Below are 26854 nucleotides of genomic sequence, written 5' to 3'. Positions count from 1 at the left end.
CCGGTAGCCGCCGCGAAAGGGTCTCGTGAGCCGCTAGAGAACCAATCCGGAAGGATTGCCGATTTCAGTGGCTCAGAACGACAACCGCAAACCATAGCAATGGCATGCGCGCTCGGCGCTACTGCTTCAGTCTCGTCGCTCTCGCGCTCAGATGAAGGGTTTCCCGCCCGTTACTGCGAGGGTCGCACCGGACGTATAGCTTGAGAGCGGATCGGCCAGCATGACATAGGCGGTTGCGAGCTCAGCCGGCTGCCCGGCTCGTTTCATCGGCACCTGCTTGCCGAAGTTCTTGACCGTGTCCGACGGCATGGTGGACGGGATCAGCGGAGTCCAGATCGGGCCCGGCGCGACGGCGTTAACCCGTATGCCCTTTTCGGCAAGCATCTGGGCAAGACCGCCAGTGAAGTTCTGGATGGCACCCTTGGTGGTCGCATAGGCCAGCAGGATGGGGTTTGGCATGTCCGCGTTCACGGAAGCGGTGTTAATGATGGCGGACCCCGACTTCATATGCACAACGGCCGCCTTGGAGAGATAGAACATCGCATGGATGTTGACCTCGAACGTGCTCTGCCATTCGTCATCGCTGATATCCGCGATATTCTTGAACGTGGCCTGATGGGCCGCATTGTTGACGAGGATATCGATCCCGCCTAGCTCATCGACGGCTCGCTTAATGACGGCGCGGCAGTAATCTGGCTTTCGCAGGTCTCCGGGAAACAAGACAGCTTTGCGGCCCTCCTTCTCGACGAGAGCTTTCACCTCCGCGGCATCTTGATGTTCGTCAAGATAAGAAATGAGCACGTCGGCTCCCTCGCGGGCATATGCGATTGCCACCGCTCGCCCGATCCCGCTGTCTCCTCCAGTAATGACGGCCTTCTTGCCTGCAAGACGGTCCGATCCCTTGTAGCTTTCCTCGCCATGGTCCGGACGTGGCTTCATCGCCGACGTCGAACCGGGCATCGGTTGCTGTTGGTTTGGATAAGGCGGGCGCGGATCATCGAGCATGGCATTCTCCCTACGACTAACGATTAAACGGCGTCTGTGGCGGAAACCCGTTCGCGACGGGCCGGCGTTCTCGTTAGTTTCGAGCGCAATCTTCTGCGCCAGCATCACGTCGTCGGGCAAACAAAACACCGACAAGGTGTCCCCACTCCGCGATAATTAAGCAAACAACTGGCGGGACGCGACGTTCCTCCGCTCACCGATATCCTTGCTGTGTCGCTTGCAGCAAAACCGGGTTAGGCTCAGCGTTCGCCCTTGCCGTTGCGGTTGGTGAAGCGGGCGTTTCCGAGGCCCGTGCCGATCGTCAGCACGCCCCAACGTTTCACGTCCTGCATGAACGGCACCTCTGACAGGCCCTGCACCACGCCGTCGTTATGCATAACGATCGCTGTGTCGTGTTCTCCGATGTGAGGGATGGCTTCGACCAGAGCCGCTGGCAGGTTAAACTTGCTGCTCTCCCAATTGCCGGGCAGGTTCTGCGCGCCCTTGGCGATCGAGCCGTCGCTCTCGATGACGCCAGGACACGCGATGCCGATGAACGGCGCGAGCTTGAATTCTTCGTTCTCCGCTTTCGTGATCAGGTCCTTGAGCATTTTGACGAGACGCTTAACTGCTTCCTCGCGGCTCGGTTCGTCGTCGGCATGACGCCATAGTTCGGACTTCCACACGCACGCCTTGCTGAGGTCCGGCGCCTTTTTCCGACGCGTTTCCACGACGCCACAGCGGATGTTCGAGCCTCCGATGTCGACGGCAAGGATGGAATCGTGAGCTTCGAATATCCAGGAGGGAGCAAGATGGAGCGCGCCGATCAGACCTGCGTCGTCCGGGTGGCGATGGATCGGTAGCATCTCGATCTTGAAGTTCTCGGCCTTCAGTAGGATTTCGGCGCGCGCGATGGCGAGTTCGCCGAGCCGGCTATTGCTCAGGCCGCCGCCCACGACGATGCGCTCGGTCTTGTCCCAAGCCTTGGTCTTGAGGAAGCGTCGCGCAACGTGGGCGAGCTCCTGTGCGTAGTCCTCGATCGCGCTCTGCACGACTGCCCAAGCGTCTGTATCGTCGCCGGCCAGGATGGCGTCGAGTTCTTTCTTGCTGATATCTTCGGAAAGCTCCTTGCCGAACGGGTCTTCGCCGGACTTGCGCAGCGGCTTCCGCCATTTTTCGAGAGTTTCCCGAAATGCGCCCTTGCTGGCACGATCCCCAAGAAATCCATCCTCATCCTTCAGTTCAATGTTGAAGCTGTCGACCTCCACTGACGGGAGGCGGGAGGCGCCGTGAGCGGCGATGCCGGTGGTCGTGGTCGTTTCGTCAGCCATCTTGAGCCCTAGACAAGCCGCCAATAAACTGCGGTTTGCGTCAACGATGCTTGAGGTTACCCGTTCCTCGCCTGGCTAGACCGGTCTCGCCGGGTGCAGGATTCGGGGCATGGGCGAGAAACAGGAGTCGCGCCCCTTCGGCTGCCTCCGGGCTGTCGCGCGGCATATCGCCCCTCTCCCAGAGAGGCGCGAGGCGTTTCATATCGAGCCTCCGAGTGCCCTCCTTATGGACAGGAACGGTAGCCGGTCAGCGGCGTTCCATTGCCATTATTCCAAAGGAGCCGTGAAATGGGACTCTTCACCAAGGACATAAAATCGATGGAAGACCTGCTGATCCATGGTCTGCAGGACATCTACTACGCTGAGCAGCAGATTATCAAATCGCTGCCCAAGATGATCGACAAATCGACCAATCGCGACCTCGTCGCCGGGCTGAAGAACCATCTAGAGGAAACCAACAAGCAGGTCGAACGCCTTCAGAAGGTGTTCGAGAAGCTCGACAAGCAGCCCAGCGGGACACAGTGTCCGGCGATCGACGGGATCATCAAGGAGGCCGACGAGATCGCCAGCGAAGTTGAGGACAAGGCCGTACTCGATGCCGCCATCGTCGCTGCCGCTCAGGCCGTAGAGCACTATGAGATCTGCCGCTATGGGACACTGATCGCCTGGGCCGAGCAGCTCGGCCACGACGAGATCGTGCGCTTCCTCACGACCAACTTGAACGAGGAAAAGGCGGCCAACACCAAGCTCAACACGGTGGCGCTGCGCAAGGGTGTCAATGCAAAGGCTTCGACCGCAGCCTAATACGCGTCGTACGACCACCCTCAGTGGCTTCGCGGAATCGCGGAACCGCCGCCTTTTTGTTCGGTCCGCACCCTCCGCACAGGCCGCATCTTGCGGCGCACGTACCAGGCCGCCACGGAGATGATCAACCAGGCGAGCGACGCGCCCATGAAGGCGGCCGCGATGCTGCTGTCCGCCATCAACGAAAAGACGACCGCAAAGGCCAACATACCACGCGCCGAGTGTGGCGCCGGCGGCGTCGACCGCGGCCGCCATTTGCCCCCGGCGCTCGCCGGCGAGGCCCGCCTCGCGCTTGCGGCGGATTTCGTGCTTCTCGATCAACGTGGCGCTGGCGCAGAAGATCGCCGGAAGAGCAAGGAAAAGGCCGCCGATGAAGGCTCCATAGCCGCTGCTGACGAGACCGGTGAAGACGGTCGCGGCGCCGCCGAGCGCAAAGCGTATTACGTATTCGTACCAGCGGCCCTCCCTGAGAGCTGACGGCGAAAAGCGGACCGGCGTCATGTCTGCCCCCCGGCGAGGATCAGCACGCCGAACGCTACGATCAGCCAGACGACGAGGGATAGCAAAGTGGCGGGCATCGCTCGCAGCCGCGCGCGAGCGAGAATCTGACAAACGACGACGCTGTACGCGGCGAGCGCGACCGCTCCTGCGATCATCGCCTGAGTTTGCTGGGTCGCATAGTGGGCCCCGTGCTGGTAGACCGCGATTCCGAGCGTGGCGAGCGCGACCGAGGGTGCCGCTGCGAAAAGACCGGCGAAGCTCTTGGGACGCAGAAGGTCTCCGAGCATCGCGAAGGCCGATACCACGGCGCCCCCGACGAGGAACCGGATGACGTACTCGGTCATTTCGCTCTCTTCCAGAGTTTCAAGAGCGGCCCGCCGGCGCCGTAGACCGGATCGTTGCGCGGCGGCGACACCTTCGGAATGCTCTTGAGGGCGCGTGGGCGGTCCTCCACCGTGGTGCATTCGTCGTAGGTGCCCGCCGGCGGATAGGCGCCGACGACGAGGAAGTCATCGTCTGCCCCCAGACACTGGTGCCCCGTACCGGCCGGCAGAACGGCGATATCACCGGCCTTCAAGGTGAAGATCCTGCCTTTCTTACCACCGAACCGAACGCGCCCCTTTCCGCGTGCAATGCCGAGCACCTCATGGATCCGGGAATGGTAGTGCACGTAGTCGTAGATGCTGTCGCGCCAAGTGTCGCCCCAGCCGTTTGCCTCAAACAGGTCCTCGATAACTGCGGCCGCGTCGTGTGGCTCATCGAGATTGACTGCGCCGCGATAGAGGACCAGCGGCCATCGCGGATGATTGGGAACGAGACCGTCATCCTTGAAGCGGACAGTGTGGGGCTTTCGCACCTGCGCGAGGTCCATGGCCTTGCGCCTGCCAGGGCGCCGCAGTCCAGTCGCACGCTCCGCATATCCCTTCAGGTCTTCAAGTATTGGCATGATCGTTCTCCATTGAAGTATCGCCGGGATAGCCGGTCCAAACTCGGAGGCTCCGTTCGAGAACCGCCCCGAGGACAAAACCCGCGACGACATCGCTCGCCCAGTGCGCCAGAACAACGACGCGCGTCAACGAGAGCCCAACCGCGAGCGCGCGGATCGCTCGGCGCGGGCCGGCTGGCAACGCGCCGGCCGCCGATGCCAAGGCTCCCATGTGCAGTGCGTGGCCGGAGGGAAAGGCATCTTCACGTTTGCCTGAAAATGGGACGCCATGGAGGTGCCCGACCACAGTTCTGCGGTCCGGACGGGTCTGGTCGAACAGACGCTTCAAACCATGGGGCAGCAGCGATGCCGCGACCGTGACCAGCAGAGCATGGTTGCCGGCGCGCCGCAGCGGCTTTCCCCGCCCGCGCGACGCAAGCCAACAAGCCGCCGCCAGGACCAGAAGGACCTTCTCGTCGGCGCCCCAAGTCAGGGCGCGGGCTACCATCTCCGGAGCCGGCGCAGTGTTGCGGGCGATGAAGCGTGCGGCCACGACATCCGCTCTGGTCGGCCGGACCGTGACCGGAAAGCTTGGCCCTCTAAGGCGACTTGCTGAAACTCTAGCAATTTTTGGCTCAAGCGATCGCACCATAAAGACCTCAGATCGTGCTCCGCCGCTTGTCAATCATTCTTCCGCTGTACGATCCTCGCCAACGTAAGCGATGCTTGGCGGGTAGATCACATCGAACTCCGTCGAGGATCCGTCGGACGCGAGCCGATGTCAGGCCGCGTGAACGGGAAGCCGCCGAAGCAGACGATGTGGCAGGCCTCTTCCTCCGCGGCTGTCACCTGTCGCTATTCCGCGGCCTGGACGTTCGGCGGAAATTCCACCGGCGCGAGCGGAGATACGGCGGGACCATTGAGCGCAGTGCCGTCCGGCGCGAATTGAGACCCGTGGCATGGGCAATCCCAGCACTGCTCCAGCGAGTTCCAATGCACGACGCAACCAAGATGGGTGCAGCTTGCCGACAACAGATGCAATTCGCCATCACGGTCGCGGCAAGCGGCAACCTTCTTCAATCCGCTGCGAACGAGCCGGCCCTCGCCCATGCGAAGCCGCTCCACCGAGGCAACTGCATCGGCACCGAGATATTCTGCAAAGTTCTTCAGCGGAGTGATGTTCTCGCTGATGAAGGTGGTGATGTTTTTGGAGATCTTGCGCTCGGGCAAATAGACGGCCTCCCAGCTATTGCCGCCGATCGTAATCAGATCCGCAATCAGGAGACCCGCCACCAGGCCATTGGTCATGCCTTGTCCGGAATCGCCGCTGACGAGGTAAACATGATCTTCGTCCGGGCTGCGTCCGACGATGCCAGTGAAGTCCATGGGTTCGAGCACTTGGCCGGACCAGCGATGGGTGGTCTCGCCGATCATCGGCAACCGCGCCCGCGTCCACCGTTCGAGCGCAGCAAAGCGTGCCTGACCATCGTCGGCCTCGCCGGACTTGTGATCCTCACCACCGACGATCACGATGTCCTCGTCCGCCGAATGCGGTTGCAGGCGGACATAGTGATAGGGATCGAGCGTGTCCCAATACAGCGCATCCGGCACGGAGCCGGCCGGGACGTTGGCCGCAATCACATAGGTACGATAGGGCGCCTGCTTGGTATGGATCGTGACCTGCAGATTGACAGGCGAGTTCGTCGCGACGACGACGTCCGTGACCCGCACCTCACCACCTGACGTCTTTAGAACGATTTCTCCGGGGCCGTGCTCGATCGTCTCGACGCAGGTGTCACCGTAGAGCCTGGCGCCGCGCCGATGCAGTGCTTTCGCCAGTCCGGCAAGGTATTTGGTCGGATGAAAGCGGGCCTGCCGGGGGAAACGAAGCGAGCGCGCAACACCGCCGTGATGGATGGGAGTCGGATCGCTGCAAAGCTCAACGGGGATTCCCAGCCTCCTGCAGCTTTCGAATTCCTCGTCAAGGTGCGATTGCGGCGTCTCCGGCACCAACACCCAATAGCCATCGACGCGGCGGAAATCGCAGTCAATGCCCTCGGCGGACTGGATCGCCTGCGCGCGGTTGATCGCAGCGACGACGCTCTGGTAGTACAGCCGGGCGCAGTCCTCACCGCGGATCCTGATCAACTCCTTGTAGTCGTCGTCCAGAGCCGTTGCCAAATGGGCGGTGGTGCGCGCCGTCATTCCGCTTCCGATTCTGCCGCGATCGAGCACGATGACCGAGCGCCCGCGCGCGGCCAGTTCGTAAGCAACCGACAGACCGGCGATGCCCGCCCCGACCACGCCGACATCGGCACGTTCCTGACCCGAAAAGCGTGAAGCCGCCGGGATGAATGTCTCCATCCAAAGCGACTTGGTGTCCTCATCCAGCACGTTCATGGCATTTGTCCTCTCGCGTACAAACGAAGGGCAAAGCGCAACCGTTCCTTTTAAATAGAGGCCTCCGCGTTCGAGCCCATGTGCCGGCGAGGCCCGAATGGACTATCGTGGTGCAGCCTTGGCATTTGAGGAAGTCGCGGCAGTCGAACGCGAGCTGTCGCTCGAATGGCCTCTCGCCACGGACACCTTCGGCTGCGGCCGCGGTCGATCGTATTGATGCGATTTGACCGGCCTGGATTTGCAACGCTCCGCTGTACCGCGGCGCAAAATGAGCCCCGCCGAAGCGGGGCTCAGCATCACGTCCTCAGTACTTCTTGCCCTGAGGATTGTCGGCCGGCTGGCTCGATGCCGCAGGATTGCTCTGGTTGGGCTGTCCGGACGGCATATTCTGGTTGGCGGCCGGTGGATTGTTGCCTTGGGCCGGAGGGGCCGATTGTCCGGTCGTTTGACCGGAAGGCTGTTGCGTTCCGCCCTGTCCGGTCGTTGCCGGCTGGTTCTGCTGGGCCTGTCCAGTCGTTGCCGGTTGGTTCGGCTGAGCCTGGCCGATTGTCGCGGGCTGGTTCTGCTGCACTTGGCCAGTTGTCGGCTGGTTCTGCTGCGCCGGGGCGTTGGCCTGACCACTATTCTGTCCGGTCGTGCCCTGTTGCGCCGGCTGCTGCTGGTTCGCCTGTCCTTGACCAGTGGTCTGGCTCTGGATGGCACTGATCTTGTTGGACACGCCAAGCGCCGAGACCGTGCGGGTATCGATCGAGCCGCTGGCCTGGATGCCTTGCTGCCGCTGGAAGGTGATCAACGCCTCGCGCGTCCGCGTGCCGAGCACGCCGTCCGCTCCACCGGTCAGTAATCCGCGCTCGATCAGCACCTGCTGCACGACGCGGATCTCGTCGGGGCTCAGATTGAGCGCTGCGACGCTGCCACCGCCACCGCCCATGCTGCCGGCGCGGCTGAACCGCGTCCGCGGCCCTGCCGGAAGGACATCCACAATCTGGTGACTGCGATCAAGGACCACGATCTCGTCGTCGACGACGAAGAAGCTGTCGTCGCGGAAGTCCGGGAAAACGTCGATCAGCGCCGGGAAGGCCGAGACGGACACCACATTGATGTTTCTCGGCACCACCACGCCCGTATTGATCTGGAAGTTGATCGAGCTGGCGTCAACCCGCGCCACGTTGCGCGAGCTGAGCACCGACTGCTGTAGCGTTGTCTGCTGTTGCGCATTCAGCGATACGCGGCCCGACATGCTCTGGCTAGTCGTACTCTGGTTTTGCGCCGGAGCGGCCGCCTGGGTGCCGGTCGAGGCGCCCTGGTTCTGCTGCGTGGTCTGACCTTGCGTGGACTGACTCGGAGCAGGAGCATTGCTCGGGCTGGTGTTGGCGCCGGTTGTCGTGCTCTGGTCGTTCTGGCCCTGCTCCTTCTGGCCCTGCGGCGCCTTTTGCTCGGACTGTCGCGTCTGATCGCGCTCGCCACGACGATCCTGTCCGACGGTCTGACTGTTTTGCTTGCCAGAGGATTGATCCTTGTCTTGCGTCTTTTGCTCGGATTGACGAGGTTGGTCTCGATCGCCACGGCGCTGCCCAACGGTTTGGTCCTTTTGACCCTGCTGATCCTTACCGATCTGGCCTCTCTCCGCAGCCCGGCCGCCCTCCTTCATACCTTCGCTACGATCAGTGCGTGACCGACCGGCCTCAGGACTTTCCGCCCGGCCGCCTCCGCGTTGCTCCGCGGCCCGGCCTTGCGTCATGCCTTCACCGCGGGATGCAGCGCCCTGGCCTTGCGACATTCCGTCTCCAGACTTGTCGTGCTCCGCGGCGCCGGTGCCGGCATCCATTCCGCGACCGCTACCTTCACGCATGCCTTGCGCCGCCGCCAGGCTGACGCTGGCGAGCAGCACTGCTGTGGACAGCAGGCACTTGCTCTTTCTCACGTTCATCTGCACCTCCTCCGTTTTCTTGCTGTTTTTTTGACCGGCACTTTCGGACCCCGAACTTGAAGTCCGTCATGTGCTACCGAGGCGCATGAAGCGCTCATCCGACTTTCCGGTCTGGTGAGAAAACAAGACGGTGTTAGGAACGTTCCTGACCGCCAGCACCAAACGGAACCTTGACCGCATGAGGCCGAGGCTGGGGCGAAACGCTCGCGGAAAATGAAAGTGGAGAGCGTCAGCCTCGCGACGATAACTCCACTAAGCGCGCGCCGGCCGCGAGCTTCCCGCGAGTTCCAACATGAGGAACGTTCGTGCGTGCGCCGATTTATCCGTCCAGGAGTGAAAAGGAGCCTGACATGGGGCCCGACGAGGTCCTGCGGGGAATGTTGATGTATTTCGTGCTGCCGCTTTGGCTGGCAGCCGGCTTTGCCGATTATCTCTGCCATCGCGCCGCACATATCGAAAAGACGAGCGGCTGGAAGGAGTCGATCCTGCACCTTCTCCAGTTTGCCGAAATGGCCGTTCCGGTGCTGGCTGCGCTCTTCTTCGAAATTACGTCCGGTGTGATTCTGCTTATGATCGCCTTTCTGATACTTCATGAAGCGACCGCGATTTGGGACGTCCGCTACGCATCGGCTATGCGCGAGATCTTGCCGGCCGAACAGCACGTCCACAGTGTTCTCGAAATGCTCCCCCTGACCGGATTGCTGCTGGTCATTGCACTTCACTGGTCGGCCTTCACAGCATTGTTCGGCTTTGGCATGCCGGTGTTTTCATTCACGCTGAAGCAGCATCCACTACCCATTCCTTATATCGTAACCATGCTGGTCCTGACCGCACTCCTCGAGGTTTTGCCGTACATGGAGGAGCTGATCCGCGGTCTGCACCATCGGACCGGCCGACACGGGAATAGTCCATGCGGATCCTGATCGTTGGGGGCACGGGTTTTATTGGGTCTGCCATCAGCGCCAGGCTTACTGTGGAAGGGCATGAATGCGTATCGGTGTCCCGCTCCTCCACAGGGCTAAAGGGCGACCACCACGCGCCCCTAGACCTCGCGCAGACGACGCAAGCTGACTGGAGACCAATTCTCAAAGGCATAGACGCCGTTATCAATGCAGCAGGAGCCATGCACGGGCGGGAGATGCAGGAGGTTCATATCTCGGGCAGCGGCGCCCTGTACGCCGCTTGCGAAGCGGAACGTGTTCGTCGAGTGATCCTTCTTTCCGCCATTGGCGCAAATCGGGATGCTGTCAGTGTCTTTTCACGCACGAAGCGGGACGGCGAAATCGCGCTCACCTCATGCGATCTCGACTGGGTTATTCTTCGACCATCGGTGGTGATGGGAAGGGCAGCCTACGGCGGCAGCGCATTGTTACGTGGCCTTGCGTCATTGCCTGTTTTGCCAGTCATGCCTGACACCGCCCCCATCCAGCCGGTGGACATTGGTGATGTTGTCGAAACCGTTGTCTTTTTCTTGAGGCCCGGCGCGCCTTCCCGCATCGCACTCGATTTGGCAGGGCCGCGGCAGATGATTTTCAGTGATGCCGTCGCACTCTTGCGCCGCTGGCTGCGGTGGCAACCCGTCCGCCGCTTGAACTTGCCTTCGTGGGCTGCTTCGACCTTTTACCAGATGGGCGACGTCGTCCAACTACTAGGCTGGCGAACTCCTATTAACACGACAGCCCAAGCTGAGATGCGTCGCGGGGCCACTGGCGACCCTGACCCGTGGTATCGCACGACGGGAATCCGACCGCGCGACATCGAAGCCGTGTTCGCAAGCGAGCCCTCGTCAGTGCAGGAGCGCTGGTTCGCGAGGCTCTACGCGCTAAAACCACTTATATTTGGCATCTTTGGCCTATTCTGGATCGTTACTGGTATCATTTCGCTCGGTCCGGGCTGGGGGATTGGCATGTCCTTGCTCCGAGAAGGCGGGCTGGAAGGAAACATCGCGGTGCTCACCGTTGTCGCTGGAGCCCTTGCTGACATCGTGATCGGCCTCGCCATTCTGTTTCGGCCATTTAGCCGCTATGGCTTGTGGGCCGCACTTATCATCTCTCTCGTTTACATCGTAATAGGAACAACACTGGTGCCGTCCCTGTGGAGAGACCCGCTCGGCCCCATGCTCAAGATCTGGCCGGTCCTGATGCTAAATTTGGTCGCGATGGCGATCCGTGAGGACTGTTGATGTTCTACCTTCTGCTCAAGACGGTCCACGTCATCGGGGCATCCGTTCTGCTCGGTACTGGTGCCGGCATCGCTTTTTTCATGCTTGTTGCGCACGTTCGCGGCGAGCCCAGGGAGTTGGCCGGCGTTGCGCGAACTGTCGTACTGGCCGACTTCCTTTTTACCGCAACCGCCATTGCTCTTCAGCCGATTACAGGGATTTGGCTCGCGTGGTCGAGCGGATATTCTCTCGCAGAAGGATGGATTTCGGCCTCCATTGCTCTCTATATCGTCACAGGTGCTTTTTGGTTGCCGGTGGTTTGGATGCAAATACGCATGCGGGATCTTGCCGTCCACGCCGTGAAAACAAATGCACCCTTGCCCGACGAGTATACAAGTCTATTCCGCTGGTGGTTTGCTTTCGGCTTTCCCGCGTTCGCTGCGGTACTGATTATCTTCTGGCTGATGATCGCGCGTCCCGCCGTTCCATATTGGGATTAGGCTGACTAGCCGTGAATGGAGAGTATCCGAACACGGAAACCACAGGTGTCGCCCCGCCTTCTTGGCATGAGCGCGCTTGTCGATTTCTGCTCGCTCGGCACGACCTGCTCAGCCTCGCCTGCAGCGCGGGGCTCGAGATCTTCGGCCATCCCGGCGAGAATTTCCTCAAGCGTCGTCTAGGACCTTCCTGCCCGGCGTCTGGTCCGAACGGCGTGAAAGCGCGCGTTCGTCTGCGGCTTGATGAACAGGGCTGCGACACTCGGATGATGCTTGCGGATTTCACCCTCGAGCGAGATCACGCATTGCTCGATATCGTCAGCGCGCTTCTCGTCGGCAAACTCGACGCTGAGCGCGGCGACAACCTCGGCCGGGGATAGTTGCACGGTCAGGAGGCCGTTGGCCTCGAGAACCCCCGGCGAGCGCCGGGCGATCTCGAGGATCGATCGCGCAAGCTCCGGGTGTGCCGGCTCGCCGATCAGCAGACTCTTGCTTTCGCGGGCAAGCCCGACGGATGTAATTCCCAAGAGAAGCCCAATCAGGATCGAGCCGACCCCATCCCACACCGGTTGCGCCAGCGATACCGCCGCCGCCGTAGCGGCGGCCGCGATGACGATGCCCACCAACGCCGCGCTGTCCTCGACCAGCACCATGAATGCAGGCGGGTCCTTGCTGCGGACGAACGCCTGATAGTAACCAAACCGCGCCGCGTCCGAGCGGAACCGCCGCAGGGCGACCAGCCACGAGGCGCCCTCGAACAGGAACGACAGGCCGAGCACCACGAAGCTGACGACGGGATCCTCAATCGGCGCGGGCGCGGTCACGTGCAGAACGCCCTGATAGAGCGACACGCCAGCGCCGAGCGCGAAGATCAGCAGCGCGACGATGAAGCTCCAGAAATACAATTCGCGCCCATAGCCGAGCGGATGCGACTCGTCCGCCGGGCGGCTGGCGCGACGGTAGCCGTAGAGCAGCAGCATCTCGTTGGAGGTGTCGACGACCGAGTGCACGGCCTCGCTCGTCATCGCCGAGCTTCCTGTCCAGATGGCGGCGCCGATCTTGGTGACCGCGACGAGTGCGTTGCCTGCGAGCGCGGCATAGACGGCGGTCTTCGACGACGATGCGGCGGCCATGTTCACCAAGGCCAGTCTCCTCTGCAACCAGCGGGCTCGCAGCCCGCTGCGCGCAGAAGGTCAGCTACCGTTTGCACGGCGGGAGGAACCATGGCTATCTGCGGCGCACCGCTGCTGCACCGCCGCGTTACGTTTTTGCCGTGCCAGGCTCGGCCATCTTGCGGTGCTGCTTGGCCAGCATCTCGTTCGGCGTGATGTTGGCGACCATCGACTGGATCTTGTTCTTCAGTCCGGTAACGACGTCGGCCTCTCCACGCAGCATTGCATCGAAGCCGGTCTTGGCGACCTCGTAGGCACCATCCTTCGGCTCGGTGCCGACCTTGGTGTCCATCATCTCGGCGCGGCGGAAGAATTCCGTGTCGGTGGCGCCGGGCATCAGGCAAGTGACGGTGACGCCGCTGTCGCGCAGCTCTTCGCGCAACGCGAAGGAGAATGAATCGAGAAAAGCCTTGGAGGCGTTGTAGACGGCCTGGAAGCTGCCCGGTGTGAACCCGGCGATCGAGCCGGTGATCAGAATGCGCCCGGAGTTGCGTCGCAGCATCTCATTGCCGGCGCGATGAATCAGGTAGAGCGTGCCGGTGACGTTGGTGTCGACGACGTGCCTGATCCGGCCAAAGTCCTGATCGAGAAACGCCTTGCCGAGGCCGACACCTGCGTTGGCGAGCAACGCATCGATCGGCCGGTCCCCGACCGCAGCACAGAGCCTATCCACACCCTCGGTCGTGGCGAGATCGGACTGGACCGGCTCCACGCTGCCGCCGAGCCTGCGGAGTTCGACGGCTACGCTCTCGATCGCGGGCTCATCCGCAGCGATGACAAGATTGAAACCGGCTTGCGCACAGCACCTGGCGAGTTCCAGGCCGATGCCGGTGGAGGCACCGGTGACGACGGCGAGCTGATTGGCGGGCATGGGACAGATCCTTGCGGATTGGGATGATGACGCCAATCGCCCCATCGGCCAGCCGTTCCTATTTCCGCATCAGGGCCCGTGCAGTGCGAAGAATCTGCGGCTCGCATAGCAACCATCGTTCATTCCTGGACTTAGATGCCACGTGGCTGACCGGGAGGACGGAGATGAAGGCGCTGGTTTGGCATGGCAAGGAGGACATCCGGTGCGACACCGTCACTGATCCCGAGATTCAGGACCCGCGCGATGCCATCATCAAGGTCACGAGCTGCGCCATCTGCGGATCCGACCTGCACCTCTTCCACAACTTCATTCCAGGCATGCTGCCGGGTGACATCATGGGGCACGAGACCATGGGCGAAGTGGTCGAGGTCGGCTCCGGGGTCGATGGCAAGCTGAAGAAAGGCGAGCGCATCGTCGTGCCGTTCACCATCATTTGCGGCGAATGCGACCAGTGCAAGCGCGGGAATTTCTCAGTTTGCGAGACGACAAACCGCAAGCGGCATCTCGCCGACAAAGTATTCGGGCACACCACCGCCGGCCTGTTCGGCTACACCCACCTGACCGGGGGCTATCCCGGCGGACAGGCCGAGTATCTGCGCGTGCCTTATGCCGATGCCACCCACATCAAAGTTCCCGCCGGCATTCCCGACGAGCAGCTCTTGTTTCTCAGCGACATCTTTCCAACCGGCTGGCAGGCCGCCGTGCAGTGCGATATCAAGCCGACCGACACGGTCGCGATCTGGGGCTGCGGCCCGGTCGGGCAGATGGCGATCCGCAGCGCGATCCTGCTCGGCGCCAATCAGGTGATTGCGATCGACTGCCTGCCCGAGCGGCTCAGCATGGCGGAAGCCGGAGGCGCCACCACGATCAACTTCGAGACCGAGAGCGTGGTGGGGCGGCTGAACGAGCTCACCGAGGACAAGGGGCCGGAGAAGTGCATCGATTGTGTCGGCATGGAATCGCACGTGGTTTCATCGCTGCCCGATAGCCTGCTCGACCGCACCAAGCAAATGGTCATGCTGGAGAGCGATCGGCCGCATGTGCTGCGCGAAATGATCTATGTTTGCCGGCCCGGCGGCATCATCTCGGTGCCCGGCGTCTATAGCGGCTTCTCCGACATGCTTCCGATGGGCGCCTTCATGAACAAGGGGCTGACGATGCGGACAGGTCAGACTCACGTCAACCGCTGGACCGACGACCTGCTCCGCCGCATCGAAGAAGGCGAGATCGATCCATCCTTCGTCATCACCCACACCGTGCCGCTCAGCCAAGGCCCCGAGATGTACCAGGTGTTTCGCGACAAGCGGGACTCCTGCGTCAAGGTCGTTCTGAAGCCCTGAGGGATCGAGTCTGACATGTTTCATTTCTCCAACATCGTGCGCACCAAGGGTGATCCAAAGATCCTCGAGGGCGGGCCGAGCCTGAAGCGGCCGGAAGACCAACTTGCTCGCGCGCTTGGCTGGTTCAGCATCGGTCTCGGCGTGGTCGAACTGTTCGCGCCAAGGCGCCTCACCGCGACGCTGGGCATGGAAGGCCACGAGCCGCTAGTCCGCGCATTCGGCGTGCGGGAGATCCTTGCCGGGATCATGTCGCTTTCCGTCGACAGGAATGCGGGCCTCTGGGCCCGTGTCGGCGGCGACGGCCTTGATGCCGCCGCCCTGCTCTCCGGACTGACATCGGACAATCCCAAGAAGGGCAATATCGCGCTGGCGCTCCTGATGGTCGGAGGCATCGCCATGCTCGACTATCGCGCCGCGCAGGATACCAAACCGCGGCGGCCGCCGCGCGAGGCAAGACGCAAGCTTTATCCAAACCGCAGCGGCTTCCCCAAGGGGCTGGCAAACGCCAGGAGCGGTGCGAAGCAGATCGCAGCGCAGGCCACGGCGGAGCGATCCTGAGACGGTCCGAGCGACAAAACTGCGAGGAGGTGAAACGAGGCAATGACCGCCGAATCCCGTGACGAGCGTGCGTGGTGGCAATCCGCAGTCATCTATGAAATGGCGCTGATCTCGTTTCAGGATTCCAAGGGCGACGGCAAGGGTGATCTTGCCGGCCTGATGGCGCGCATAGACTATCTGAAATGGCTCGGCGTCGATGCGGTGTGGCTCACGCCGATCTACCGCAGTGCCTTCCGCGATCTCGGCTATGATATCTCAGATTATTGTTCGATCGATCCGGGCTTCGGCACGCTCGACGATTTCGATCGCCTGGTCGACGTCGTGCACGAGAAAGGGATCCGGCTCATTCTCGACCTCGTCCCCCAATCACACCGCCGACGACCACGCCTGGTTCGTTGAGAGCAGCGGCTCGCGCCATAGCGGGAAATCCGAGTGGTACATCTGGGCCGATCCGGCCGAGAACGGCGGACCGCCGAACAACTGGCTGAGCCGCTTCGGCGGCAGCGCGTGGGAATGGTGTAATGCGCGGCGGCAATATTACTACCACTCCTTTCTGGTCGAGCAGCCAGACCTGAACTGGCGCAATGCGGCGGTCAGGGAAGCGATCGCGGACGTCATGCGCTTCTGGCTCGACCGCGGCGTCGACGGCTTTCGCGTCGATGCCAGCGCCGTTCTGATCAAGGACGATCTGTTGCGCGACAATCCTCCAAACCCGCAAGCCAAGGACAAGCCGCCACCACAACGCCACACACCGGTCTTTACCGATGATCGGCCGGAGACCATGCAGTGCATCGAATTCATCCGAGAGGTGATCGACGGCTATCCGGATCGGCTGTTGTGCGGCGAAGTTCAGGGCAAGACTGACCGGATCGGACACTTCTACGGCAGCGAACGACCGCGCCTGCATCTGCCGCTCAATTTCGCGCTCCTGGATTCGCAATGGGACGAGCTGTCGCTCCAGGCGGCCATCGACGCCTATCTCAACGCCATCCCCGAAGACGCATGGCCGGTGTGGGTGATCGGCGGACATGACAAGCAGCGGATCGCCAGCAAGATCGATGCGGCGCAGATGCGCGTGCTCGCGATGCTGTTGATGACGCTGCGGGGCACGCCGTTCTTCTACATGGCGGCCGGCCGATTGCCGTGGCGATCTTGGCTAGCGCGCGGCTTACGTCCGGCTGGGATTTCTCCAGATATTCCGCGGCGGCGGAAACGCTTCCGGTTGTCCGCACGGCGCTGACCGCACTGAGCAAATTCCAGGCGAGATGATGGCTGAGGTCGGCAGGTCGTGCGCCGGAGCGCGGCCGCGCCCAAACCTCGGCTGCTCTTTTTCCAGGCCTCGTTGAAGAGCACCATGCCTACGCCATACTCGCCGCCAAGACCGATGCCAGTGATCAACCGCAGCACGGCAAGCGACCAGTAATTCCATGCGAAGGCCGAAATGATCGCGGCAACCGAGAACAGCGCGATTGTGAGTTGAAGCGAGGTCTTTCGGCCAAGTCGATCACCAACGATGCCAAACAGCGCGCCGCCAATGGCCGATCCGAACAATGTCAGAGCCTGCAGTGAACCGACCTCGGCCAACGATAGCGACATCGACCGTTGGATCGCGGGCAAAAGAAACGGAAAGATCAGAACGTCGTAGAAGTCGAGAACGTAGCCCAGCATCGCCGAGATCATAATCGAATACCGTTGCCTCGCCGTGTAATCTTCCGAAGTTCCGATCGCCGTAGACATGTGGTGCGCTTCCCGTTGAGAGAACTGGACAATTGATGGTCGTTATCGAAACGCTTTACGCGTCGTTGGGAGTCGCAAATGCGGCTCCGGGCACCGATTTTGATGCGCGGGGGCCTAGCGGCCCGGCGCTCTCAATTTCGGATAAGCAAAGTCGCCCTTGTCGAGGATGTGGATATCGTCGAGCCATAGGCTGCAGCCGCGAAGCGGGATGTCCAAATGACACGGCGTGTCATTCGTACCGCCGAGCTCCGTGTTCGGCCCCGTCGAGAACAGGACGTTCCCGTAGAAGGAAAGCGCATTCATGATGTGCTCCGACGCGAGCTCCTGGGAGGCCGCGATGTGGTGCCAGGTGGCACGCTCGTTCGATCCCCAGCCGATATGCGAGATCGCCCAGCCGCGCGGATCGCCGAAACTGTCGATATAGTTTTTGATGAGGAGCGCGTCGGTGCCCTCGCCCTTGAGGTCGACGATATAACCGTCCTTCACGGTCAGCATGACCGGCGACTGGATGTAACGCTTGAACGCGCAGAGGATGTCACCGGGCATCAGCACGACCGTGCCGTTGACCTCGCCATCAGTCGCCTGAGTGAAGGCAAAGCCTGACGGGAAATGATCCCAGCGCCCGGGCTCATCCGTGTATCCGTATTCGGAAATGACCGGGTATTGCTTCAGGCCATAAGTTACGTCCGTTCCGCCGGGCGACGTGATCCGCATTTTGCTGGCCGACTGGAGGAGGGTTCGAGAAAGCTCCGTTCGCCGGCGCAGATCTTCGGTCGGGAACATCTTCTTGAGGATGTGGAACGGCTCCATCACGCGCAAGATGCGCGTGCCCGCTTCCTGAATTTCGGCTTGCTCGCGAGAGAACAGCAACCCCAGGAGATCGATCACCATGTCCACGCGCTTGAGCGTATCGATCGCCGGCTGGTTGCCCGTGAGCGCATGCCGGCCCTGCAGGCCTGCGACCTTGCCCTGGCCATATTTGGGCACGTTGAGATGAAAGGTCGTTGCGCCGAGGCTCTGCGCGGCCAGCATGAAGGCCTGGGCGTATTCCTGCTGATCCTCGCCGCCGCTCAGGACCGCAACGACTTCGCCCTTCTTCACCTTGCAGAGTGTCAGCTCGGCCTTGAAGAGCTCGAGCATTTCAACATCAACAATTTGTCGGGACATCTTCACTGATCTCCTGTTTGCCGAACGTAGACACGCGGCCGTCGAACCGATCGCGTGGTCGCGCTAGAAGCTCTTCGACGCTCGAAAGGAAGCCCTCGGTATCGTCGATCTGCATTTGGTGACCCGCGCTTTCCAGCGTCCTGATCGCGATCGACGGCAGCAATCCGCGAATTTCCGCTTCATCTTCGGGTCGAATGACCCCTCCCCGCCCGGCGACGATCAATGCGGTGGGAACGCCGAGATGGGCGAGGTCGCGGTGGATATCATCGTCATGAAAGCCGTTATGGCTCTCGATGAGAGCACGCTCGTCGCAGGTATGCATCCACTCGGCCCGAGTGCGGATGTGCAGCTCGGGCCACCGCGGAGCAGAGGGGCTTCGCAGCGCCGCGTCGGCTTCTCCGCGTTTCGCGCTTTGAAGCAATTTGAGAAGCGGTTCGACCGGAATCGGATAGGCGCGGCGTCCGGGACCGGAGACCGGCGGATCGACCAGTATCAGTTGGTCCATGGACGATGGCCGCCAACGCGCGGCGCGGATTCCGATGCGGCCGCCCATCGAGTGGCCCAGCAGCGTATAAGGGCCCATTCCAAGCGCTTCAGCGAACCCGATGAGGTCGGATGCGCATGCGTCGAGCGAATAATTGAGATGCGGGCCGCTTTCGGAAAGGCCGCGACCGCGGACATCGAGCACGAAAACGTCGTGTCCGGAGCACAGGCGTTCTGCGATGAAGGCCCATTGCGCCGCAGTCGTCGAGATGCCAGGGACAATGATGATCTCCGGCCCGGCCCCGCCGAACCGCAAATAATGCTGCCGAATGCCGTTGGCGTGCACATTGGCGCCGTAAAGCAATCCGGATGCCGCGGCGCCGCTCACGTCTGCTGATCCTTTGTGTGGTCATCCGACAGCGCGCGAAGCCGCTCGATGGCGACCTGCGTCAGCATGACATCCGCGTATTTGCTGGCGATATCGAACAGGTTGACGGCGTGAGACGTGGGCGAGCGGTCGTAGACCGCATCGCTCGGCACAATTGACTTGAAGTTCAGCGCGCACGCATCCACAACCGAAGCCCGCACGCAGCCGCTGGTCGTGCAGCCGGTCACCACCAGCGAGTCGACGCCGGCACCGATCAGATAGGTCGCAAGCGGAGTGCCGAAGAACGCGCTTGCCTGAGTTTTCGGCAGCAGCAACTCGCCGGGCTCCGGAGCCACCTCTCGGACGAAGTCGTAGCCCTCGGACGGGATCCGCATGATACCCGGGATCTTCGCGGAGAACGCGCCCTGGTCCTGGCCTACCTTCCGCGCGACATGCGGGAAAATCACCGGCCGTTCTTTCTCGCGAAACAGCCGCACCAATTCGGCGATGTGTGCGATCGCATGCCAACCGGCCTCGCCGCAGCTGGTGGGGTATTGCTTGATCGCGTCGCGGATCGGCATCGGCCGGTCGCCGACCGAACGATACTGCACGTCGATGACCAGCAACGCCGGTCGTCTGCCGAATCCCGCCGCACCACCCAGCCCTGCGAGGGCATAGGTTTCGCGCTCGTCCAGCGGTATCGCGTCGTCCCAGGGGTGCCTGGTGCCAGTCACTGTTGCGCTCCAGAGGTCACAATCGTGAGCATGTCAGTGAAGCGGCGCGGTGGCCGCGTCGTACTGGTAGATCCAATCGTATCGCGCAGCCGTCGCGTCCGGTGCCCACTGGGTCTTGATGTAGTCACCCGCTGTCTCCGGCTTGCACAGCGCCTGGTTATGAAAGATCGGCAGCATGCCGGCCGCCGACTTTGCGACCTTGGTGGTGCGATCGAGCCGCAGGCCCTGATACGTCTTGAATACCGCCGCGATGTCATCGGGATTTCCTCGAAGCAACGGGCGAGGACGGATGCATCCTCCAGGGCCATGTTCACGCCCTGCCCGAGGTACGGAAGCATCGAATGGCAGGCGTCGCCGAGCAGGGTGACGCATCCCTTCGACCACGTACCCAGCGACGGCCGCACGAACAGTCCCCACTTGTTCAGGGTATCCACATTCCCGACCAGTTCGATGATGTCCGGATGCCAGCCCTTGAAGTCCTTCAGGCATTCCTCGACAGAACCCTTCTCCGACCAGGATTCGAGGAGCCAGTCGTCATGGTCGACCTGGCCCGAAAAGGTCATCATGACGGTGTTCTGCCAACGGACCGGATAGGCAGTGACATGAGCGGTGGGTCCGATCCAGGTTGCCACCTCGGGTTCGCGCTGATGCGGCGCAAGGCGGTCGACGGGCACGAGACCACGCCAGGCGATGGCCTTCGTGTACTCGCTCTCGATGTTGCCGATGAGGCCAAGACGGACCTTCGAATGCGCACCGTCAGCGCCGATCAGCGCGCGCCCTTCGACTTCGGAGCCATCAGCAAGCTTGGCCCGAACCCCTTCGTCGTCTTGACTGAACCCGACAACGTGGGCGCTCAGATGAATGGCGCCCGGCTTCAACTCGCGCACGCCGTCGACGAGAATCTTCAGCAGGTGAGCACGGAGCAGCAGATAGGGCTGATTGCGCGCCGCGTCGGAGCTGCGGTTGTAGAGGGGCCACCTATCACCGGTGTTCCAGAGCCGGATCGAGCGTCGCTCGGCCGCGATGCAGTTCTGCTCGACCTGTTCGGTGAGGCCGAGATCCCGAAGAACGCGCACGCCGTTCATGGAGATCCAAAGGCCGGCTCCGACCTCGCGCAACTCGGACGCTTGCTCAAATACGTCACAATCGATGCCGCGACGAAGCAGCGAAAGCGCCATCGCCAAGCCGCCGATGCCGGCGCCGGCAATGAGGACACTCGATTTACTGACCTGTTCAAGACTCATGATATCTCCAAACGACATTGCGCTATCTTGCGACGGGCTAGGCGGCGTCTTCGGAGACTTGCTCGGCGGCAAGGCTCCTTACGGCCTCGAAAATCTTGGTGTATCCGGTGCAGCGGCAGAGGTTGCCGTGCAGGTAGTGACGGATTTCTTCGTCAGTCGGGTGCGGCGTCGCCTTCAGCAACGCTGTGACAGCCATAATGAAGCCCGGCGTGCAGAAGCCGCACTGAAGGCCGCCGTGAAGCACGAACGCCTTCTGAATCCGCGATAGGCCCTCGGGCGGCGTTACGCCCTCGATCGTCGTGACCTCCCGCTGATCGACATCGACGGCGAGCGTGGTGCAACTTGATATCGGCTCACCGTCGAGCAGAACGGTGCAGGCGCCGCACACCTCCATGTCACAGGAGCGCTTCGTCCCCTTCAGGCCAAGGCGATCCCGGATCAGGTCGATCAATAGCGTATGGGCAGGAACGTCGATCGCGATCGCCTGGCCGTTCAGCGAGAACGAAATGGGCAGCACATGTGTCATTTCACGCGCTCCCGGCTGCGGCGATCGCCTCGTCCGCGTTTCGCAGAAGCAAGACACCTGCAAGGTGCCGCTTATATTCGGCGCCGCCATGCCGATCCTCGTTGACTTCCAACTCGCCCAGCGCCGTCGGGAGCACCGCCTCGATCGCCGGGCGGACTTCGGCGACGGATAGGCCCTGGAGGACATCTTCGATGGCCTTCAAAGGCTGAGGTCGCGAACCGAGCGCTCCGACCCGCACGCGGGCGCTTCTGATCGTCCTTCCGCTGGCGCCCAGCGACCAAGCCATCGCGACATTCACCGAGGGCCTCTCACCATGCTTGAACCGCCGATAGGTCGCCGGTCCGGTAGGGCGCGAAAACGCAATGACTGTCAGAAGCTCATCCGGCTCCCGCACCGTTTCCAGCTCACTTCGGATGAAATCGTCAGCGTGAACGACACGCGTACCGCTGGGGCCAATAAGCACCAGCCGTGCGTCCAAGGCCGCGAGCATAGTCAGCGGATCGGCGTGGGGCTCTCCGAAGCACAGATTGCCTCCGATCGTTCCAACGCTGCGGACCCTGATGTTCGCAACGTTGGCACAGAGCGAGGACAGCGCCGGCACATGCGCGCGAATAGCAGGATCATTGGCGATCTTGTTGTGCGTACAGCGCGCACCGAGTTCGATGTCATTCGCATCGTTCAGAGCAATGCGGTCAAGTCCCTTGATTCCCTTAATGTCGATGAGCCGGTCCGTATGGATGACGCGCATCTTCAACGCCAGTAGCAATTCGGTTCCGCCGGAGTAGAACATGCCGTCACCGGACTTTCCGACCGCACGTACGGCGCCGGCGATCGTCGAAGGCCTCTCGAATGCGAAGGGTGAAGGCAGCATGATCAGGTCGCGCCCAACATTTCTTTGAGCCGCTTCTCGAACTCCTCGAAGTTCTGATCGACGCGACGCTTGATGACGCCGAACCCCATAGTCGCGAGGCGACCTTGCACGTCTACCTTCGCGTCCACGGCGAATGTGGACCCCGCCCCTTCCGGCGTCACAGTCACGTCGAGAACAACCGCCAGCCTCGTCCCGGTGATCTTGTCGCGGCCCGTGGCGCGCGTGCGGACGTGAGACGGCTCCGTTATCGATTCAACGATGATGTCGGCCGGGACCTCGACCTTGAACGGGCCGATCTTCTGTTTGACGGTCGCTTTGTAAGTTGCAAGCCGCTCGATTTCCTCGACGTTTTCGCAGCCGGGGATGCAACCCGATATGCGAGGGACGTCGAGCAGCGTGCTCCAAAGCTCCGCCGGCGTCGCGGGCACCACCATCGACATATTGAATTCCATGAATTCAGTTCCTCTTCTGCAGGGCGCGCCATACCTTTTCGGGCGTCATTGGCAGCTCGGTGATCCGAATGCCGTAGGCGGAGAACAGCGCATTGGCGATCGCGGGCGCGACCGGAAGGATCGCTCCCTCGCCCATTCCCTTGGCGCCGCCTGGACCGGGACCGTCGCCGTTTTCGACAAGGATGGTGTCAAACACGGGGGGAACGTCGGAGATGCGCGGTATCGAATAATCGATCGGCGTCGCATTGACCGGCTGGCCATCCTCGAACTCCAGCACTTCATAAAGTGCGTGTCCGAGGCCCATGATTGCAGCCCCCTCGTCCTGCCCTTCCGCCGCAACGCGATTGATCACGCGGCCGACGTCAGCGGCGCTGGCATATCGGGTGACATGGATCTCGCCGGTGTCTTCATCGACAATGATTTCAGCGAGGCCCGCGGAAGTCTCCCAGAACAGAGGGGACTCGGCCAGAGCGCCCTTCTTCGAGCGTGGCGTAATCGCGCCGCGGCCGATGACCTCTCCCGAATCGACACCCAGCGTGCGGTGAAAAATCTGGTGGAAAGTGAGAACCTCGGATCCGGTCGTGACACCGCCCTCAACAAGCGAGAGGTTCTCCCGGGGAAGCTCCCAAACATCAGCAACCATTTCGAGTATCTGATCGGCTGCGTCGAGTGCGGCATTCTCGACGGAAAGGCCGACGACCACGGTCGATCGGCTTGCGCCTGTGCCCCAGTCGTAAGGGGCGACGGCCGTATCGGTGCGCAAGACGGTTACCGCGGAGGCTGGCTGCTTCAAGGTCTGCGATGCGATGCGCGCCATGGTCGCGTGCGCGCCCTGGCCGACTTCAATGCTGGAGACTGAAACGAGGATCGACCCGTCGATCTTGAGACGTACGATCGCGTTACCAATCGGCGTATTGGCCGGATCGGTCGCGGCGACTGCCAATCCGCGCGCCTGCCGGTTGGAGGCCTTCACCTCCGATGCGAACGACTGGGTCACTCGGCCCATCAGCTCGCTCATATCCATATCGAGCGCCCGCAAATCGGGGCGGATGCGCTCACCGCGGGACGCCAAATTCCGCAACCGAAACTCGGACGGATCCATGCCGATTGCCGCCGCGACATTATCCATGTGCGATTCTTTGGCCCAAACAGCTTGCGGCCCCCCGATCGAGCGGAACGCCGCACCTGGAACGGTGTTCGTGTAGACCGCGCTGGCCTCGAGGCGCAGATTGGGTACCGCGTAGGGGCCGATGACGCGATTTGCCGATTTAGTGGCCACGGCGGAGCCTGTATCGGAATATGCCCCGCCATCGAGCAGCAGTTTGGCGCTCTTGGCGAGTATCCGTCCGTTGGCGTCCACAGCCGTTCGAATCGTGATGTCGGCGCCCAACCTTCTGCACGTGAGCATCGATTCAGCTATGGATTGGGCAATCCGGACCGGGCGTTGCACCTTCCACGAAGCAGCGGCGACCAAAGGCTCAATCTTCACCGAGGCCTTGCCGCCAAACCCTCCGCCGACAAACGGAACGATCACCCGGACCTTGGCCAGTTGCAGCCCGAAGAGGCGCGATAGCACTTTCTGAACAGCGGTCGGCGTTTGTGCACCTGCCCAAACCGTCAGAGAGTCCCGCTGGAAATCCGCAATGACCGCATGCGGCTCCATTGCGAAGTGAGAAATGGCCGGGAAGGTGAAGCGATCTTCGTGGATATACGCTGCGGCCGCCTCCGCCGCGTCAACGTCTCCGACGTTGTTCCGGTAAGTGTGGAAAATGTTGCTGTTCTGGGTCGGCCGGGCGCCGCCCTTGAAATAAAAGTCTTCCAGATTTTCATGGCGCTCGTGGATGAGCGGCGCTTCTTCCGCCAGGGCTTCCTGGATGGTCGTTGCGCGCGGAAGGTCGTCGTATCCCACATCGACTAGTTCTGCAGCGTTTTCTGCGATGTCGATTGTCTCCGCGATCACCACGGCGACGGGTTCGCCCACATATCTCACGCGGTCGGTCGCAATGATCGGCCGGTCCTTAAGCACAACGCCCCAGTTACCGAACGAGGCGACGTCTTCGCCGATCAGCACGTCCACAACGCCGTCCATGGCCCGCGCAACGCTCGAATCGATAGAAGCGATGCGGGCATGAATGGCTGGCGAGCGAACCACAAACCCATGCAGCATTCCCGGAACCGTCAGGTCGGTAACGTACTCGGCGCGGCCCGTAACCTTTTCGATCAGGTCGGGCCGAACGGAACTCATGCTGTCAATCGCCGACATACGCAAATCCGATGGTACTTTGGTGCGCCGGTCCGTAAGGCGTGAAGCCAAGGCCCGGGGAGCAATCTCAGGACACTACAACATTTATCACTTGTATGCAAGCGCTGCACTCGCTTGCAAGTATAAGATGTTCTCTTCCCGTGATCGGAGGCAAGCTGGAGCGAATCGGTCTAGCCCAGCGCGTGCGAGAATGGGTTTGCCTCTTAGGCGGAGCGGATTTCGATATGCGAACGACGGACGCATCGAAGCGAGCCACTTCCGGGGCTCTCAACGAAGCAAATCGCATTAAACAGAATGAAGTAGAACAAAGATGGATTTCCTAGGTCGGGAAATGTAGACAATCGGCCGGCACCGAAGACCTTCGGAGCTTGAAGCCTGTATTTCTTGAACTGAGGCAACCTACGGCAAGGAAGCAAAAAGTGGTGCAACCCAAGACAAAGCCGCGCGCGGCCGGGAAAGTGAAAGAAGCTATAGATTCGTACCGGCTGGATGACGCACCGGGCTTTTTGTTGCGAGTCGCGCTCCGTACTCACACGTCCATCTTTGCCGCTAAGATGATTGAAGAATTAACGGGGCCCCAATTCTCGACGCTAGCGAAATTGAAGGAGGTAGGTCCTTGCTCGCAAAACCACTTAGGACGGCTAATTCATTATGATTCGGCGACCATCACCGGCGTTATCAATCGCCTGAAATCTCGCGGCCTCATCAAGAGCTCCAAAGACCCTCTGGATCCGCGGCGACGCGAGATAGATTTGACCGAGAAGGGAAGACGGATAGCGGACGCAGCGATTGAAACTATTGGCGAGATTTCCGGCGAGACATTCGCTCCGCTGACCCAAGATGAATTTCGAGCGCTCACCGAAATCTTGAAGAAGATCATACGACGCTGATCAACCGGCTTCGAGCGGCACTAGATATCGTCAGCAGCCGAGAAAACGGGCCCGGCGATCGCGCCGGGCCGAGTAGAGGGAGGAAAACGAAAGATCGCAAATCTTTCGCAGACGCCGAATGCGGAATTCGATCGTAGAAACCCAACGAACGACCTCCAGCAGCAATACTATCGTACATGTCAGACCGCATTTTGTGCTGAAGTCGGCACCTCTCCGCACCGTTTCCGGCATTTGACGGGTCGTACGATTTCGACAGCACGACAAAGAGCGCGCGCGAGACTTGGAAGGTCCCGATCACCAGGCTCCACGCGTCCGGTAGTTCATTTCATCGCCCGGCTCCGATCTCGCAATGCCGCGTCCGCCGTACCCGCCTTTGCAATTCAGAGATCCGAATCTCCTGCCAAGGGATGACTGCCGGTCCCCGTTGCGTCGATGAGTATCTATTCCTTGAATCTGCGCGCTGAATGAATCGTGCTAGTAACCCGAGGGGCTGTCCTCAATCGTCCCTACCTAGCGCGCGGAGTATCTTCCTTCTACAGCTCGCCAGGTCGAACAGGAGTCTTGGCACTCTTTTGAGCGCAATCGCCTTGCCCTCGATTGCGAGATGTAGAACTCGTACCAATCTGGCAAGACCAAGTTCTACAAA

General features: G+C 61.5%; 24 protein-coding genes and 4 pseudogenes. 8 read left to right on the top strand and 20 right to left on the bottom strand.

The features are described from left to right. Window positions 1-147: 147 nt before the first annotated feature. Both IVA81_RS36715 and IVA81_RS36710 read right to left on the bottom strand, forming a co-directional pair. Window positions 148-1005, bottom strand: a complete 858-nt coding sequence (locus tag IVA81_RS36715; protein ID WP_247327296.1) for an SDR family oxidoreductase — start codon at window positions 1003-1005, stop codon at window positions 148-150. Between the two features lie 239 nt (window positions 1006-1244). Continuing rightward, window positions 1245-2315, bottom strand: a complete 1071-nt coding sequence (locus IVA81_RS36710; RefSeq protein WP_247327294.1) for an ROK family protein — start codon at window positions 2313-2315, stop codon at window positions 1245-1247. 288 nt (window positions 2316-2603) lie between these two features. Here IVA81_RS36710 and IVA81_RS36705 point away from each other — a divergent pair, with 288 nt between their 5' ends. After that, complete coding sequence (locus IVA81_RS36705) at window positions 2604-3119, top strand: ferritin-like domain-containing protein (protein WP_247327292.1); 516 nt, start codon at window positions 2604-2606, stop codon at window positions 3117-3119. A gap of 20 nt (window positions 3120-3139) precedes the next feature. Here the strand turns inward: IVA81_RS36705 and IVA81_RS36700 are convergent. The 6 genes and pseudogenes from IVA81_RS36700 to IVA81_RS36675 all read right to left on the bottom strand — a co-directional run bounded on the left by IVA81_RS36700 (window position 3140) and on the right by IVA81_RS36675 (window position 8875). Then, window positions 3140-3620, bottom strand: a pseudogene (locus IVA81_RS36700) (hypothetical protein). Then, entirely contained in the window at window positions 3617-3964 is a 348-nt protein-coding gene (locus IVA81_RS36695) for a DUF3147 family protein (RefSeq protein ID WP_247327290.1), read from the bottom strand. The pseudogene IVA81_RS36700 and the gene IVA81_RS36695 overlap by 4 nt, the downstream one beginning before the upstream one ends. Next, a complete protein-coding gene (locus tag IVA81_RS36690) occupies window positions 3961-4566 on the bottom strand; it encodes a cupin domain-containing protein (protein WP_247327288.1) in 606 nt (201 codons plus the stop codon). Before IVA81_RS36690 ends, IVA81_RS36695 begins: the two co-directional genes overlap by 4 nt. Beyond that, entirely contained in the window at window positions 4553-5197 is a 645-nt protein-coding gene (locus tag IVA81_RS36685; RefSeq protein ID WP_247327286.1) for a phosphatase PAP2 family protein, read from the bottom strand. Before IVA81_RS36685 ends, IVA81_RS36690 begins: the two co-directional genes overlap by 14 nt. A 203-nt stretch (window positions 5198-5400) precedes the next feature. After that, window positions 5401-6945 carry an FAD-dependent oxidoreductase gene (locus tag IVA81_RS36680; RefSeq protein ID WP_247327285.1) on the bottom strand — a complete coding sequence of 515 codons (1545 nt, stop codon included), beginning with the start codon at window positions 6943-6945 and terminating at the stop codon, window positions 5401-5403. Between the two features lie 304 nt (window positions 6946-7249). Then, complete coding sequence (locus IVA81_RS36675) at window positions 7250-8875, bottom strand: peptidoglycan-binding domain-containing protein (RefSeq protein WP_247327388.1); 1626 nt, start codon at window positions 8873-8875, stop codon at window positions 7250-7252. Window positions 8876-9225: 350 nt separating this feature from the next. Between IVA81_RS36675 and IVA81_RS36670 the strand changes: the two genes are divergently transcribed. From IVA81_RS36670 to IVA81_RS36660, 3 genes are read left to right on the top strand one after another with little or no spacing between them, the layout of a single operon-like run. Beyond that, the gene (locus IVA81_RS36670; protein ID WP_247327283.1) at window positions 9226-9798 is read left to right on the top strand and encodes a diguanylate cyclase; all 573 of its coding nucleotides are present in this window, start codon (window positions 9226-9228) and stop codon (window positions 9796-9798) included. Further along, complete coding sequence (locus IVA81_RS36665; RefSeq protein WP_247327281.1) at window positions 9786-11057, top strand: SDR family oxidoreductase; 1272 nt, start codon at window positions 9786-9788, stop codon at window positions 11055-11057. Before IVA81_RS36670 ends, IVA81_RS36665 begins: the two co-directional genes overlap by 13 nt. Next, entirely contained in the window at window positions 11057-11536 is a 480-nt protein-coding gene (locus IVA81_RS36660) for a DUF2269 domain-containing protein (protein WP_247327279.1), read from the top strand. Before IVA81_RS36665 ends, IVA81_RS36660 begins: the two co-directional genes overlap by 1 nt. Window positions 11537-11712: 176 nt before the next feature. On the opposite strand, the gene IVA81_RS36655 is transcribed toward IVA81_RS36660, so the two are convergent. Further along, window positions 11713-12666: a cation diffusion facilitator family transporter gene (locus IVA81_RS36655; protein WP_247327387.1), complete on the bottom strand. Its 954-nt coding sequence runs from the start codon at window positions 12664-12666 to the stop codon at window positions 11713-11715. A gap of 127 nt (window positions 12667-12793) precedes the next feature. Beyond that, on the bottom strand, window positions 12794-13576 hold the full coding sequence (locus tag IVA81_RS36650) for an SDR family NAD(P)-dependent oxidoreductase (RefSeq protein ID WP_247327277.1): 783 nt from the start codon (window positions 13574-13576) through the stop codon (window positions 12794-12796). A 164-nt stretch (window positions 13577-13740) separates the two neighbouring features. On the opposite strand from IVA81_RS36650, the gene IVA81_RS36645 reads away from it, so the two are divergent. The 3 genes and pseudogenes from IVA81_RS36645 to IVA81_RS36635 all read left to right on the top strand — a co-directional run. Further along, window positions 13741-14916: a zinc-dependent alcohol dehydrogenase gene (locus tag IVA81_RS36645; RefSeq protein ID WP_247327275.1), complete on the top strand. Its 1176-nt coding sequence runs from the start codon at window positions 13741-13743 to the stop codon at window positions 14914-14916. A 15-nt stretch (window positions 14917-14931) separates the two neighbouring features. Beyond that, the gene (locus IVA81_RS36640; protein WP_247327274.1) at window positions 14932-15474 is read left to right on the top strand and encodes a hypothetical protein; all 543 of its coding nucleotides are present in this window, start codon (window positions 14932-14934) and stop codon (window positions 15472-15474) included. Between the two features lie 42 nt (window positions 15475-15516). Then, window positions 15517-16600: pseudogene (locus IVA81_RS36635) on the top strand (alpha-amylase family glycosyl hydrolase); the annotation flags it as partial. A gap of 61 nt (window positions 16601-16661) precedes the next feature. Here the strand turns inward: IVA81_RS36635 and IVA81_RS36630 are convergent. The 10 genes and pseudogenes from IVA81_RS36630 to IVA81_RS36585 all read right to left on the bottom strand — a co-directional run. Beyond that, window positions 16662-16706 (bottom strand): annotated as a pseudogene (locus tag IVA81_RS36630) (hypothetical protein); the annotation flags it as partial. 82 nt (window positions 16707-16788) lie between these two features. Next, window positions 16789-17142, bottom strand: a pseudogene (locus IVA81_RS36625) (MFS transporter); the annotation flags it as partial. Window positions 17143-17325: 183 nt separating this feature from the next. Further along, the gene (locus IVA81_RS36620; protein ID WP_247327273.1) at window positions 17326-18378 is read right to left on the bottom strand and encodes a leucyl aminopeptidase; all 1053 of its coding nucleotides are present in this window, start codon (window positions 18376-18378) and stop codon (window positions 17326-17328) included. Further along, window positions 18359-19249 (bottom strand): alpha/beta hydrolase, encoded by an 891-nt coding sequence (locus IVA81_RS36615; RefSeq protein WP_247327272.1) that lies wholly within the window; start codon window positions 19247-19249, stop codon window positions 18359-18361. Before IVA81_RS36615 ends, IVA81_RS36620 begins: the two co-directional genes overlap by 20 nt. Further along, entirely contained in the window at window positions 19246-19854 is a 609-nt protein-coding gene (locus IVA81_RS36610; RefSeq protein ID WP_247327271.1) for an isochorismatase family protein, read from the bottom strand. The genes IVA81_RS36615 and IVA81_RS36610 overlap by 4 nt, the downstream gene beginning before the upstream one ends. A gap of 104 nt (window positions 19855-19958) precedes the next feature. Continuing rightward, window positions 19959-21206: an FAD-dependent monooxygenase gene (locus IVA81_RS36605; protein WP_247327270.1), complete on the bottom strand. Its 1248-nt coding sequence runs from the start codon at window positions 21204-21206 to the stop codon at window positions 19959-19961. Window positions 21207-21243: 37 nt separating this feature from the next. Continuing rightward, a complete protein-coding gene (locus tag IVA81_RS36600) occupies window positions 21244-21732 on the bottom strand; it encodes a (2Fe-2S)-binding protein (protein ID WP_038950124.1) in 489 nt (162 codons plus the stop codon). Window position 21733: 1 nt separating this feature from the next. Continuing rightward, complete coding sequence (locus tag IVA81_RS36595; protein WP_247327269.1) at window positions 21734-22603, bottom strand: FAD binding domain-containing protein; 870 nt, start codon at window positions 22601-22603, stop codon at window positions 21734-21736. A 2-nt stretch (window positions 22604-22605) separates the two neighbouring features. Continuing rightward, window positions 22606-23055 carry an SRPBCC domain-containing protein gene (locus tag IVA81_RS36590; protein ID WP_247327268.1) on the bottom strand — a complete coding sequence of 150 codons (450 nt, stop codon included), beginning with the start codon at window positions 23053-23055 and terminating at the stop codon, window positions 22606-22608. Between the two features lie 4 nt (window positions 23056-23059). Next, window positions 23060-25318 carry a xanthine dehydrogenase family protein molybdopterin-binding subunit gene (locus IVA81_RS36585; RefSeq protein ID WP_247327266.1) on the bottom strand — a complete coding sequence of 753 codons (2259 nt, stop codon included), beginning with the start codon at window positions 25316-25318 and terminating at the stop codon, window positions 23060-23062. Between the two features lie 419 nt (window positions 25319-25737). Between IVA81_RS36585 and IVA81_RS36580 the strand changes: the two genes are divergently transcribed. Further along, window positions 25738-26208 carry a MarR family winged helix-turn-helix transcriptional regulator gene (locus tag IVA81_RS36580; RefSeq protein WP_038944656.1) on the top strand — a complete coding sequence of 157 codons (471 nt, stop codon included), beginning with the start codon at window positions 25738-25740 and terminating at the stop codon, window positions 26206-26208. Window positions 26209-26854: the final 646 nt, after the last annotated feature.

This window comes from Bradyrhizobium sp. 141 (assembly GCF_023074055.1).
Taxonomy (GTDB): domain Bacteria; phylum Pseudomonadota; class Alphaproteobacteria; order Rhizobiales; family Xanthobacteraceae; genus Bradyrhizobium.
The sequence above is the reverse complement of the archived record's forward strand: the minus strand, read 5'-3'. Positions and strand labels throughout refer to the sequence as shown.